This window comes from Chitinophaga rhizophila, from assembly GCF_019492185.1.
Classification (GTDB): domain Bacteria; phylum Bacteroidota; class Bacteroidia; order Chitinophagales; family Chitinophagaceae; genus Chitinophaga; species Chitinophaga rhizophila.
This window is the reverse complement of record NZ_JAICCF010000003.1, coordinates 1,312,964-1,325,462: the sequence shown is the minus strand read 5'-3', so window position 1 is coordinate 1,325,462 and position 12,499 is coordinate 1,312,964. Positions and strand designations below refer to the sequence as shown.

The 12,499-nt window shown below is 45.6% G+C and carries 11 protein-coding genes and 1 tRNA gene; 8 read left to right on the top strand and 4 right to left on the bottom strand.

Annotated features, from left to right (window positions below; translation table 11 throughout):
• Positions 1–14: 14 nt before the first annotated feature.
• From K1Y79_RS20015 to clpX, 7 genes are all read left to right on the top strand, one after another.
• Positions 15–1,184 (top strand): M20 metallopeptidase family protein, encoded by a 1,170-nt coding sequence (locus K1Y79_RS20015; RefSeq protein WP_220251931.1) that lies wholly within the window; start codon positions 15–17, stop codon positions 1,182–1,184.
• Between the two features lie 37 nt (positions 1,185–1,221).
• Positions 1,222–2,421 carry an MFS transporter gene (locus K1Y79_RS20010; protein WP_236059708.1) on the top strand — a complete coding sequence of 400 codons (1,200 nt, stop codon included), beginning with the start codon at positions 1,222–1,224 and terminating at the stop codon, positions 2,419–2,421.
• 90 nt (positions 2,422–2,511) lie between these two features.
• Positions 2,512–3,429: an arginase family protein gene (locus tag K1Y79_RS20005; RefSeq protein WP_220251929.1), complete on the top strand. Its 918-nt coding sequence runs from the start codon at positions 2,512–2,514 to the stop codon at positions 3,427–3,429.
• Positions 3,430–3,533: 104 nt separating this feature from the next.
• Positions 3,534–3,615 (top strand) — tRNA-Leu (locus K1Y79_RS20000).
• Between the two features lie 231 nt (positions 3,616–3,846).
• The gene (locus K1Y79_RS19995; RefSeq protein WP_220251928.1) at positions 3,847–5,223 is read left to right on the top strand and encodes a trigger factor; all 1,377 of its coding nucleotides are present in this window, start codon (positions 3,847–3,849) and stop codon (positions 5,221–5,223) included.
• Positions 5,213–5,917, top strand: a complete 705-nt coding sequence (gene clpP, locus K1Y79_RS19990) for an ATP-dependent Clp endopeptidase proteolytic subunit ClpP (RefSeq protein ID WP_220251927.1) — start codon at positions 5,213–5,215, stop codon at positions 5,915–5,917. Before K1Y79_RS19995 ends, clpP begins: the two co-directional genes overlap by 11 nt.
• Positions 5,918–6,020: 103 nt before the next feature.
• Positions 6,021–7,256, top strand: a complete 1,236-nt coding sequence (clpX, locus tag K1Y79_RS19985) for an ATP-dependent Clp protease ATP-binding subunit ClpX (protein WP_220251926.1) — start codon at positions 6,021–6,023, stop codon at positions 7,254–7,256.
• Positions 7,257–7,422: 166 nt separating this feature from the next.
• Here the strand turns inward: clpX and K1Y79_RS19980 are convergent, their stop codons facing one another.
• Positions 7,423–7,752 (bottom strand): hypothetical protein, encoded by a 330-nt coding sequence (locus tag K1Y79_RS19980; RefSeq protein ID WP_220251925.1) that lies wholly within the window; start codon positions 7,750–7,752, stop codon positions 7,423–7,425.
• Between the two features lie 89 nt (positions 7,753–7,841).
• On the opposite strand from K1Y79_RS19980, the gene K1Y79_RS19975 reads away from it, so the two are divergent.
• Positions 7,842–8,051: a hypothetical protein gene (locus tag K1Y79_RS19975; protein ID WP_220251924.1), complete on the top strand. Its 210-nt coding sequence runs from the start codon at positions 7,842–7,844 to the stop codon at positions 8,049–8,051.
• 410 nt (positions 8,052–8,461) lie between these two features.
• Here K1Y79_RS19975 and K1Y79_RS19970 read toward each other — a convergent pair whose 3' ends face one another.
• The 3 genes from K1Y79_RS19970 to K1Y79_RS19960 form a co-directional block, all read right to left on the bottom strand.
• Positions 8,462–10,087, bottom strand: a complete 1,626-nt coding sequence (locus K1Y79_RS19970; protein ID WP_220251923.1) for an NADP-dependent glyceraldehyde-3-phosphate dehydrogenase — start codon at positions 10,085–10,087, stop codon at positions 8,462–8,464.
• A gap of 167 nt (positions 10,088–10,254) precedes the next feature.
• The gene (locus K1Y79_RS19965) at positions 10,255–11,394 is read right to left on the bottom strand and encodes an acyl-CoA dehydrogenase family protein (RefSeq protein WP_220251922.1); all 1,140 of its coding nucleotides are present in this window, start codon (positions 11,392–11,394) and stop codon (positions 10,255–10,257) included.
• The gene (locus K1Y79_RS19960) at positions 11,391–12,317 is read right to left on the bottom strand and encodes a ComEA family DNA-binding protein (RefSeq protein WP_220251921.1); all 927 of its coding nucleotides are present in this window, start codon (positions 12,315–12,317) and stop codon (positions 11,391–11,393) included. The genes K1Y79_RS19965 and K1Y79_RS19960 overlap by 4 nt, the downstream gene beginning before the upstream one ends.
• Positions 12,318–12,499 lie beyond the last annotated feature (182 nt).

The following is a 12,499-nucleotide window of genomic DNA, read 5'->3' as shown; positions in this document are numbered from 1 at the left end:
GAAATGCTGTATAGATGGACACACAACTAGCGGACAGGCTTATTCAGATCAGAAGACAGATTCATGCTAACCCTGAATTGGGATACGAAGAAGAACACACATCCGGCCTGGTGAAAAGGGAATTAGACAGGCTGGGAATCGCATATATTTCAAATGTTGCCGGTACCGGCGTTATCGCTACCCTTACCCGGGGTGAAGGGCCTTGTGTAGCCATCCGTGCCGATATGGACGCTCTTCCCATGCAGGAAGAGACGGGGTTACCATTTGCTTCGGCGGTTAGCGGAAAAATGCATGCCTGCGGCCATGACGTGCATACTACTATGCTGATAGGTGCTGCAGCATTATTAAAGGATACTGACTTCCGGGGAACCGTTAAGTTTCTTTTCCAGCCTTCAGAAGAAGGTCCAGCAAATGACCCTGAACGGAAGAGCGGTGCCCGCAAGTTTGTGGAAGCCGGCCACCTGGATGATGTACAGGCCGCACTGGGAATGCACGTTGATCCATCTCTTCCCGTAGGACAAATAACCTACGCATTAGGCCCTGCGCTGGCATGCACGGGCTTTTTCACATTGGAGGTTACTGGTAAAGCGGCACACGCCGGCGCATCTCCACAGCTGGGCATAGATGCTGTACTGATAGCCTCCCAGTTGGTACAGGCAGCACAGAGCATTGTGTCGAGGAATACACCACCTATGGAAACTGCCGTGTTATCCTTCACCAAGATCAATGGCGGTGTTGCACCAAATGTGATTGCAGATAAAGTGATACTCGAGGGTACTATCCGTGCACTCAACCTGGAAGTCTATGAAGCAGTAGTCCGGAGATTACAGCAGCTGATTGACGGCCTGCAACTGATACACCAGACAGCAATCGTTTTTGATCTCTATTTTACGATCCCCAGCGTACTTAATAACAAAACAGTCCATCAACGACTACAAGGTAGTCTTACTACAGTTTTTGGAAAGGACAATGTATCCGAGGTAGTACCTTTGCTGGCAGGAGAAGACTTCTGTTATTATTCCCGTAAAGTACCTTCTATGTTCTACCTGCTGGGCGCGCAGGATCCTGCTTCTCCAGGTTACTACCTGCATCATCCGAAAGTGATATTTAATGAAGGATGTATTCCTTTTGGTGCTTCTTTCCTGGCTAAGGGAGCAGTTGAGTTGCTGGAAGGCTTCCGTTAATTGTCTTAACTTTGCGCCTTCATCAGAAATCATGGGAATGGAACAGCAACATCTGGGAAAGGGAGATACAGCTTTTATGGCAGCCTGTGCCGGACTGATCGTAGCCAACATCTATTATTGTCAGCCACTGATAGTATTAATGTCGAAAGAGTGGGGCCTGCACGAGAGTATAGCGGGGAGGGTGACCTATCTGACGCAGATAGGATATGCTCTTGGTTTACTCCTTTTGGTACCATTGGGTGACATATTGGAGAAGCGTAAACAGATTCTGGTAGGTACAGGCGCAGCCGTTGTGGCATTACTGATGGCAGCAACAGCCCCAAACTTCATCATTTTACAGATAGCCAGTGTATTGATTGGCATCTGCAGTATTATACCTCAGCTCATTTTACCGCTGGCCGCCACGCTGGCAGCTGATCACAAACGTGGCAGTACAATCGGGACTATCATGGCAGGACTACTGGTAGGTATACTGGCCTCCCGTAGTCTTAGCGGCACTATCGGCGCTTTCTATGGATGGCGGGCCATGTATTACATTGCTGCCGGAGTATGTGCGGTATTATTGGTACTGATGCGCTTCCGGTTCCCGGTTAGTCAGCCGTCCTTTAACGGGAACTATGGTCAGCTGATGAAATCAGTAGCACGTTATGCTATGACTCAGCCGCTGTTAAGACAGGCAGCAGTTACAAACGCCCTGTCATTTGCGGTACTGAGTGCCTTTTGGGTAACGATGGTATTATTTCTCTCCGCTCCACCGTTTGGCTTTAAGAGTTTCGAGATCGGACTTTTTGGCCTGGCCGGAGCAGCCGGTGCACTGGCAGCTCCTTTGGTAGGTAAGATCAGCGACGGCCGCGACCCGAGGAACAATATTATTATAGGATTGGTGTGTGAACTGGTTAGCTTTATCGGCTTTTATTTTACAGGCAGCGGACTATTCCTGATGCTGGCAGGGATTATCATCCTTGATGTAGGCCACCAGGCGGTACAGGTTACCAATCAGACTATTATTTATGCTATCCTGCCGGAAGCCAGGAACAGGTTTAACACTGTATTTATGACGTCCACCTTTATTGGTGGAGCTACCGGTTCGGCCCTGGGATTGTTCTTATGGAATATAGGCCATTGGCCGGCAGTATGTGCAGGCTGCTGTATGGTTATCACTATCAATATTTTACTGTTCTTCAGGAATAAGGCGAAGGCAGCCCGTAGTGCCCAATTAGCCATGCAGAAAATTTGATAGCTCACTGCATTCATCGTTAGCCTGAAAGCACTTATCTTCGGTACATGACGCTCTGTCATATCTCAGACAGTACAAAAACATGTACCGATGCGCAATTTCATGATCATTGAAGCCCCAAGCAACCTGGGTCTGAAGGAATTACAACCCGGCATAGAACCAGGTGTTAAGTTTTTTCCCGAGGCCCTGAGACGGAATGACTTTGCTGAAGAAGCAGGGATTTCCCAGATCATTACTGTTCCTGCCCCACCTTATACGATGGATATTGACCCAGACACGCAGGTCAGGAATGCAGACGCCATTATCAATTACAGCCAGCTACTGGCAGATAAAGTCTATGAAGCCGTCAATAAAGACATCATTCCCATAGTAATTGGTGGAGATTGCAGTATCCTTATTGGCACAGCGCTGGGTTTACGGCGTACAGGCAGACCATATGGGCTGTTTGCTATGGATGGGCACCATGATTATATGTTACCGGAGCATTCGGGTACGGCCGGAGCAGCCGGAATGGGACTGGCGTTTGTTTCTGGCAATGGGCATCCTAAGTTATCGGATATTGCGCAGTTAAGCCCTTATATCAGAGAGGAGCATATATATGCGTTTGGCAATCGGGAGATGGACCCTGCGTATGTACAGCCTATTATTGACAGCCGTATCAGCTATTATGACCTGCCGGCTATCAGGGAACAGGGTATTCCGGCTATTATCAAGGCATTCCTGACAATGAATGGTCAGGCTGGGCTGGATGGCTTCTGGATACATCTGGATGTGGATATCCTTGATAATGAGATCATGCCGTGTGTGGATAGTCCGGACGCCGGAGGTCTTTCCTATGAGGAACTGGAGGAAGCACTTACCCCGCTGCTGGCATCCACGCTTTTTCGGGGGATGCATGTCACAATACTGGATCCGACGCTTGATCCGGATAACCGGTATACCCGTCCATTTTCGGTCTGGCTGGCGCGTCTTTTGCGGAAAGCAGTGACAGGTTTTACCCAAGATTAAAATTTCTGCTGTGTTCGATTTTTTTAATCAATAAAAAAACATACCTTCGCAGTCCTTTTCCCGGTATGCCAGTATTGGGGAAACAGTTCTTATAAATATTAATTGCGGGTGTGGTGAAATTGGTAGACACGCCAGACTTAGGATCTGGTGCTTCACGGCATGTAGGTTCGAGTCCTATCACCCGCACTTTTTTTTGACGCTTAATGCAAGATGCTGACCGCTTAACGCAGAGACTGCCTCAGCATTAAGCGTTTTTTTTATCCGGCAACCGGCATCCGGCTTCTTAAAATTGCCATTAAGGCGCTAAGTCACCAAGTAACTCCCACCCAGCTGCCATTCCTTCGTGCCTTTGTGACTTCATGGCAGATATTTCAACTCGGAATTATTATTGCTTCATACAAGAACATTTAAACTATTATGGCAACCGTTACCAGAGAAAACATCGGTTTATTGAATGATAAGATCACTGTGAAAGTGAGCCAGGAAGATTACCTTCCCAATTTCGACAAAGCAGTAAAGCAACTCAGCAAAACAGCCAATATACCAGGATTCCGTAAGGGCATGGTGCCTGCTGGCATGGTTAAGAAAATGCACGGTCAGGCCATCTTCGCGGACGAAATATTGAAAACTGTTGAAAAAGAGCTGATGGGATATCTCCAGAACGAAAAAGTGGAAATATTTGCTCAGCCGCTTTCACTTGATAAAGAAGCGAGAACTTTCGATCACAATAATCCATCTGAATACAACTTTGATTTCGAGATTGGTTTGAAACCAGCTTTTGATGTAACTCCACTTGAAGCGGGTAAGACTACACTGACCCGTTATAAAATCAAAGCTACTCCTGAAATGCTGAACGAAGAGGTGGAGCGCCTGCAGTTGAGAGGTGGCAAATCTTCTGAAGTTGAAGCAATATCTTCTGAAAATAATGTACTCGGCCTGAATGTTGTTGAAACAGACGCCCAGGGTACAGCTGTTGAAGGTGGTCTGCAGAAAGAAGTTTCTTTCCTGGTAAAGAATTTCTCTGCTGCTACTCAGGCAGAAATGCAGGGTAAGAAAAAAGATGACAGCATTGTAGTGCTGGCTTCTGCAGCTGTTGACGCTGATAAACTGGTGTGGTTCCAGCACGATGTACTGGGTCTGCATGAAGATATCTCAGCTAAACATTACAAGCTGACTATTACCAAAATAGAATTAATTGAAAAAAGAGAACTGAACGAAGAGTTCTTCAAAGAAGTGTTCCCTGCTGAAGAAATCACTACTGAAGCAGCCTTCCGCGAAAAACTGCAATCAGAAATAGAAAAATCCTGGGATGCCGAAAGCCGCAACCGCCTGCATAACGACCTGTTTGAAGTGCTGGTTCACGAGACGCCTATTGAGCTGCCTAAGGATTTTCTGAAACGTTGGCTGCAAACCGGCGGTGAAAAACCAAAAACCGCAGAGGAAGCCGACAAAGAATATCCAGGTTTTGATCATCAGTTACGCTGGACACTGATCAGCGATAAACTGATCCGCGAAAATCAGCTGGACGTTTCTTTCGATGAAGTGAAAGAAGCGGCTAAACAGAAAGTTATGGGCTACTTTGGTGGTGCTGCCGCTACCGATGGCGCTGACTGGCTGGACAGCTACCTGGAGCGCCTGCTGCAGGATGAGAAATTCGTGGACCAGACCTACCGCGAAATGGTGACCCAGAAATTGTTTGATTGGGCAGAAAATAAGGTAAATGTGAAGGATGAGGAAGTAACAGCCGAAGAATTTGCTAAATTACCTAATAAACATCACCATCATGAACATTAATAACGAATTCAGGAAATATGCCATCCAGCATAGAGGGATCAGCAGCCTGGTAGTAGATAGCTATACCCGTCATCAGATTAATGCCCTAACGCCAAACATCATCGAGGAACGCCCGATGAATATGGCAATCATGGACGTGTTCTCACGATTGATGATGGATCGTATCATTTTCATGGGAGACCCTGTTAATGACTACGTAGCTAACATTATTACCGCTCAGTTACTGTTCCTGGAATCTACAGACCGTACCCGCGATATACAAATGTATATTAACAGCCCCGGTGGTAGCGTTTATGCAGGTTTAGGTATATATGACACCATGCAGATCATCGCTCCTGATGTAGCAACTATCTGTACCGGTATGGCCGCTTCTTTCGGTGCCGTACTGCTGGTAGCTGGTACAAAAGGTAAGAGAACTGCACTGAAACACGCCAGAGTTATGATTCACCAGCCTCATGGTGGTGCAGAAGGTCAAACTTCCGATATCGAAATCACCGCACGTGAGTTCGTTAAGCTGAAAAGAGAGCTGAACGAAATCATCGCTACCCATTGTGGTCAGCCAGTGAAAAAGGTAGAAAAAGACTCTGATCGTGACTATTGGATGACTGCTGATGAAGCAAAGGAATATGGCATCATCGATGACGTATTAACCAGAAATCCAAGAAAACAGCAGGAAAACAACACTCCGCAATAATAGATTACGGAAATAAGTTAATGGAAAAAGGGTGCGAAAATGTCTTTTCTGCACCCTTTTTTCTTAATTTCCCTTTCCCCCATTTAACGTACCTTTGTAAGCTATGAAAGAGTCCAAAATCCGTTGCTCATTTTGCAACCGTTCAAAAGATGAAGTGCAGATACTGATTGCAGGTGCAGAAGGTCATATCTGTGAGAACTGTGTGGCAAACGCGCAGGAAATCATAGAACAGGAGCTGTTTCAGCAGCAAGGCAAGAAAGCGCCTTCCCACTTTGTTCCTAAAGTGGCGAAGCCAATCGAAATAAAGAAGTTCCTGGACGAATACGTAATCGGTCAGGATGACGCTAAAAAGATACTGGCTGTAGCCGTTTATAATCACTATAAGCGACTTAACCAACAGGTTGGTGATGATGATGTTGAAATTGAAAAATCCAATATCATTATGGTAGGTGAGACCGGTACCGGTAAGACCCTGCTGGCCAAATCTATTGCGCGCCTGCTCAATGTACCTTTCACTATCGTAGATGCTACCGTATTTACCGAAGCAGGTTACGTAGGTGAAGATGTGGAAAGCATCCTTACCCGCCTGCTGCAGGTATGTAACTACGACGTAGAAGCCGCTGAACGCGGTATCGTATACATTGACGAAATTGATAAGATCGCACGTAAAAGCGATAACCCTTCTATCACCCGCGACGTAAGTGGCGAAGGTGTGCAGCAGGGATTGCTGAAACTGCTGGAAGGTACTGAAGCACTTGTACCCCCACAAGGCGGACGTAAGCATCCTGAGCAGAAGCTTATCAAGGTTAATACACAGAATATCCTGTTTATATGCGGTGGTGCATTCGATGGCGTTGACAAGATCATCAGCCGCAGGGTGCAGACACATAGTATCGGCTTCACTGTTAATACTGACAGAGAAGAAGAAAACAAGAAACACATCCTTCGCTACGTAAACTCTCAGGATCTTAAGTCCTTCGGCCTGATCCCGGAATTACTGGGCCGTCTGCCGGTAGTGACTTACCTGAACTCTCTCGATCATGACGCGCTGAAAGCCATCCTGACCGAACCTAAGAACGCTCTTGTAAAACAATACAAGAAACTGTTCAAAGTGGAAGGTATTGACCTGGTAATGGAAGATGACGCAGTTGATTATATCGTGGAAAAAGCAATGGAGTACAAACTTGGCGCACGTGGCCTTCGCTCCATCTGTGAGGTTGTGCTAAGTGACGCGATGTTTAACCTGCCTTCTTCCAGCGAAAGCAGCTTCGTACTAACACGAGCTTATGCTGAAGAAAGACTGGATAAATCCACACTCGTACAGCTGAAAGTCGCTTAATAACTAATTTATACTTCAGGAAATAAAAAAGGCGTACCACGCGGTACGCCTTTTTATATTATATCAGTGTGGCTCAGGTAATCAGTCTTTAAACCAGTTTAAGGCTTCAGACCAGCTAGAAGTCTCTTACTACCACACTAACCATCAGACCGTCAGGAAGACTGCTCTAATAATCAGCTATCGCTTTCCCGAAGATGGCCAGCATGATCGTAGCAATCAGCAACAATGCACCCTGACAGGCCCATAAGGAAAAACGCGGTCGGTATACTGCATTTAATTGCCCTACTATATCATCAGGTAGTTGCGCCAGGGCCCCATCCTCATACCTTGCATACCAGCCGGCACGCGTAGAGATAACAGGCATCTGAAAAATGTGGATATAAAACTGGATATACTCCAGTTGTAAAACTGCGGGTATTGTTCTGGCTAACCCTGCTTCCTGCAGCGTCAACATCCTCCGCTTAAAGTGATCAATTCCAATAGGCATTCTCTTCATAGGTATAGGGGGATTACTGAGGACAAAAATAGAATATAATTCATACATCCTCTAATTTCTCATTACCTTTAAACTCAAAGTAATACGATATGGACCTCTTAAAAGAACTAAAAGAAAAAGCAGGGCTCTCCAATGAACAGGCACAAAAAACCTTCGAGATACTGAAAGAGTATGTTAGAGGTAAAGTGCCCGTATTCCTGTCAGGTACAGTGGAAAAATGGTTTGCCGATATTGAAAAAAGAGCCGGCTCCAATGATAGCCCGAACGAAAGTAAAGACAATGATTTTCTGGAACATTAAACCAGGATAACAGGATAACAAAAGGCCGATCTGTCTGAGACAGATCGGCCTTTTCCTTAGAATCAAGTCCGGCAGTCGATAACATGCTATGGACTTACTAATAGTAATGGATCGTTTACATCTATTTCGCAAGACAAAAAAACATCCGCTTTGAAGGCGGATGCTTTCCTTGTGGGTTGCGTAAAAATGTTTCGATTGTCTTTCTTTGTTGAAGGTTGATAAATGGTAAAGAGTGATGAATTAACCCAAATTTAACGTTCTTAATCCATAATTCCATCACCCTAACAACCTAACAGTCACTTTTTTGCAAAAAAAATCAACACCTCACTTCATATTAATATATTATTGTATAGTTAATCTACTAAATAAGAAGGCTGTACTAACCATTTTCAAGACTAATAATATTTTGATCAAAATATATATTTTGTTGACAAAAAGTTAGAAGTTTGATCATTTACTATACGATTAAGCAAATTTTTATTCGTTTCCGTCTGTTTTGTCGCTACCATTGAACGAATCGAAAACGCACGTAGTGCATCCGGAACACTCAATGTTCCTTCCGCAGAGTCTTTACGCCCTGTAAATGGATAAACATCAGGACCACGCTGACATTGACAGTTAATATTGACACGACTTACCTGATTAACCAGCGGATCAATCAATGACGCTAATTCATCCGCATCATCAGAAAAGATACTTACCTGCTGGCCATGATCAGACGCTATCAGATACTCAATAGGTGTCTCAATATCATCAAACGGCAACACTGGTATTATGGGCCCGAACTGCTCCTCACGATATACCTTCATCTGACTGTTAACCGGATATAACACCGCAGGGTAAACGAATGACTCATATGCTGCTCCACCATTCTCATTCATCACTTTTGCTCCATGAGCCAGCGCATCCTCAATACATTCCTTCAGGTAAGCCGGCTTTTGCGGCTCAGGTAAAGGCGTAAGAAATACACCTTTTTCCCATGGCATACCCACCTTCAGCTGACCAATAGCCGCATTTAACTTTTGCAGGAACGCATCTGCCACCTTGCTATGTACAAATATGATCTTCAGGGCAGTACAACGCTGGCCGTTAAAAGACAACGCTCCCAATACAGTTTCCTGCACCGCCAGATCAAGGTCCGCCTTGTCAGATATAATGGCGGCATTCTTAGCATCTAAACCAAGAATTGCCCGCAGACGATTCACCTTCGGATGCATCTTCTTCAGCTGATTGGCCACCTTGCTGCTACCAATCAACGTCAGCACATTGATCTTGCCAGACTCCATCAACGGACCTACAATCACATTCCCACGACCGTAAATGGTATTCACCACTCCTTTCGGAAAACAGGTTGCAAATGCTTCCAGTAATGGATAATGTAATAATGTACCATGCTTAGGAGGTTTAAACAGCAAAGTATTCCCCATAATCAATGCAGGAATCAGGGTAGTGAATGTCTCGTTCAGCGGATAGTTAAATGGCCCCATACAAAGCACTACCCCAAGTGGCGAACGCCTGATCTGACCAATAATGCCCTGCTGAATTTCAAAACGGCTGGAATTACGATCCAGGTCTTTCAGCGCATCTATTGTCGTGTTGATGTATTCAATGGTACGGTCAAACTCCTTGATGGAATCAGCATATGATTTGCCGATTTCCCACATAATCAGCTTGACAATTTCCGGCTTCTTTTCAATCATCTTGCCCGTAAACTTCTCCATGCAGGCAATACGCTCTGAAACCGTCATAGTCGGCCACTCTCCACGACCATCATTGTAGGCAAGTACGGCGGCATCCAGGGCTGCCATCGCCTCTTCCTGGCCACATAGTGGATAAGAACCAATCACTTTTCTCTCCAGCCCGTTTGCTGTCTGAATACAGATCGGAGATAATACAGTATGCACATCGCCATTCCATGGTTTCATCTCACCACCAGAAAGATACTCCCGCTGGTGTAGTTCCCCTGATAACTGATACTCTGCGGGAATAGCGTCAGCTGTCGGAAACATTTGGTGTAATTGTTCTTCAAAGCTCATGACATAGTTAATTTAGTCTGATGAAGATAAGAAAAGGACTGCAGAGACTATAGCCCCTCATAAGTAGTATTTGAATTTCGCAGGTAATTCTTTCTTTTGGACAAATTATCAGACATAAAAAAGTCCGCCGGGCTTACCGACGGACTATCTACCCATATTTATATGGATTATTTCAATGCTTCACGCGCAATCACCAGTTTCTGTATTTCAGATGTACCTTCTCCGATAGTACACAGCTTGGCGTCACGATAGAATTTCTCTACAGGAAAATCTTTCGTATATCCATAGCCTCCAAATATCTGTACGGCCTCATTCGCAGCCTTTACCGCTACTTCTGAAGCATAATATTTAGCCATCGCTGCATGTTGTGTTACTTTAGCACCCCTGCTTTTTCCGTCGGCCGCCTGCATAGTCAGCAACTCAGCTGCCATGATCTCTGTAGCCATGTCTGCCAACTTAAAGGATATACCCTGAAAACTGGCTATCGGTTTGTCAAACTGATGTCTTTCCTGTGCATACTTCAATGCAGCCTCGTATGCCCCTTTCGCAATACCGAGTGACAATGCAGCGATGGATATACGGCCTCCATCCAGTACCTTCATCGACTGGATAAAGCCTTCTCCCTCGTTGCCCAACATGTTCCCGGCTGGAATGCGGCAGTTATCAAATATCATTTCTGCTGTTTCAGAAGCACGCATACCTAACTTATTCTCCTTCTTTCCGCCACTGAATCCGGGAGTTCCCCTTTCTACAATAAAAGCGCTCATGCCATGACTATCCCGTACATCGCCTGTACGGGCAATTACCACGGCCACATCACCACTCTTACCATGCGTAATCCAGCACTTCGTGCCATTCAGTACCCACTCGTCCCCCTCTTTACGCGCTACGCATTTCATGTTCATAGCATCTGATCCGGTATTTGGTTCTGTAAGTCCCCATGCGCCAATCCATTCTGCACTGGCCAGCTTAGGAAGATAACGCTGTTTCTGCTCCTCAGATCCAAACTGCAAAATGTGGCCGGTACACAGGGAATTATGCGCTGCTACACTCAATCCGATCGCTCCACAGATTTTCGATATTTCACTGACCACAGTAACATACTCCAGGTATCCAAGTCCACTGCCGCCATATTTCTCAGGCACCAGCACTCCCATGAGTCCTAACTCACCGAGCTGCTTGAATAGTTGAACAGGAAATGATTGATTTTCATCCCATTCCAGGATATAGGGCTGCATATGTGTCTTTCCGAAATCGCGTATCACCTGGGTAATCTGTTGTTGCGTTTCTGTGGGCTCGAAGTTCATAATGGGGAATTTTCTATTTTGATGTAAAGCTCAATTTTACGATAAATACTATCATCTACCAATGGTATGCCAAGAAGGTCTTCCAGTCGCCTGAAAGGCCCGTGGTTACTGCGATACAGTACTATTAACCGCGCCAGTTTGTAACGGATATATGGATGTTGTGCCAAAGATTTTTCATCCGTCTGGTTGATGTCCAGTTTTTTTAGTGAAACCTTATTCATTATGAGATAAGGTTGAATTTTATTAAATGTGGTGTCTGGTAATCCGAAAGTTTCCCCCACCTGCCCTATTGCATAAAAGCCTCCCAGCTTCTCTCTGAACCTGACGATCCTGGCTGCCAGCACCGGCCCTATTCCCGGCAGGGACTCCCATTGCGCAGAATCTGCGGTATTAATGTCCAGTGCAGGAAACCGCCGCCGGACGTAAGATATATTACGTTGCTTCAGCTGCCGTAAGCCCGTGGTATCTCTTTCTTTAAAGCCTGCCGGGATACTTACATAAGGAAGCAACTCTTTCCCCAGCGCTGGCGGCAAACCATAAATACGCAGCAAATCTTCCTTCCTGCGAAACCTTCCGCCTTTCATCCGATAGCGTTGAATTGTCATAGCAGTTTGCCTGCTAACGCCCAACGCCATCCATCCCGTAGTATCCAGCATGTTGGGATCAAAGTGGAAACGTTCAACTTTACTCCTTCCACTATCCATGTTCCGGGAGGCCACTGCATTGCCCAGGTACACGTCGCGTAATGCGCGCACATCAGCCCTGAAAAGACTGTCCTGTTCAAGAAAAATTGCTGGAGGCGTATGATATTCCCATAAAGCAGGCATTGCTGCACAGGTAATTGTCAGCACAAGTAATATAATAATGCCTTGCCGCTCTTTCTTTGAAAAGCGGCAATACACGCTCCATAAATCCTGCTTCATGGGTTAACAATTTAAAGCAGGGCAAGTTAGGTCTTAAACAACCTGAATCGGTTAATGCGAAGTTAATCTTCCACTAATATATCCGCAGCAATGCAGACATATACTTCCCTCATCCCCAGTATAGTGTAATACCGCCTCCAGATACCACACTGCCAACACCTCTCGCCGCTATCTACGTAACC

Bases quoted from the DNA above. Each gene is read 5' to 3' on its own strand.
- K1Y79_RS20015 (WP_220251931.1), top strand. From the start codon at position 15: ATGGACACACAACTAGCGGACAGGCTTATTCAGATCAGAAGACAGATT.
- K1Y79_RS20010 (WP_236059708.1), top strand. From the start codon at position 1,222: ATGGAACAGCAACATCTGGGAAAGGGAGATACAGCTTTTATGGCAGCC.
- K1Y79_RS20005 (WP_220251929.1), top strand. From the start codon at position 2,512: ATGCGCAATTTCATGATCATTGAAGCCCCAAGCAACCTGGGTCTGAAG.
- K1Y79_RS19995 (WP_220251928.1), top strand. From the start codon at position 3,847: ATGGCAACCGTTACCAGAGAAAACATCGGTTTATTGAATGATAAGATC.
- clpP (WP_220251927.1), top strand. From the start codon at position 5,213: ATGAACATTAATAACGAATTCAGGAAATATGCCATCCAGCATAGAGGG.
- clpX (WP_220251926.1), top strand. From the start codon at position 6,021: ATGAAAGAGTCCAAAATCCGTTGCTCATTTTGCAACCGTTCAAAAGAT.
- K1Y79_RS19980 (WP_220251925.1), bottom strand. From the start codon at position 7,752: ATGAAGAGAATGCCTATTGGAATTGATCACTTTAAGCGGAGGATGTTG.
- K1Y79_RS19975 (WP_220251924.1), top strand. From the start codon at position 7,842: ATGGACCTCTTAAAAGAACTAAAAGAAAAAGCAGGGCTCTCCAATGAA.
- K1Y79_RS19970 (WP_220251923.1), bottom strand. From the start codon at position 10,087: ATGAGCTTTGAAGAACAATTACACCAAATGTTTCCGACAGCTGACGCT.
- K1Y79_RS19965 (WP_220251922.1), bottom strand. From the start codon at position 11,394: ATGAACTTCGAGCCCACAGAAACGCAACAACAGATTACCCAGGTGATA.
- K1Y79_RS19960 (WP_220251921.1), bottom strand. From the start codon at position 12,317: ATGAAGCAGGATTTATGGAGCGTGTATTGCCGCTTTTCAAAGAAAGAG.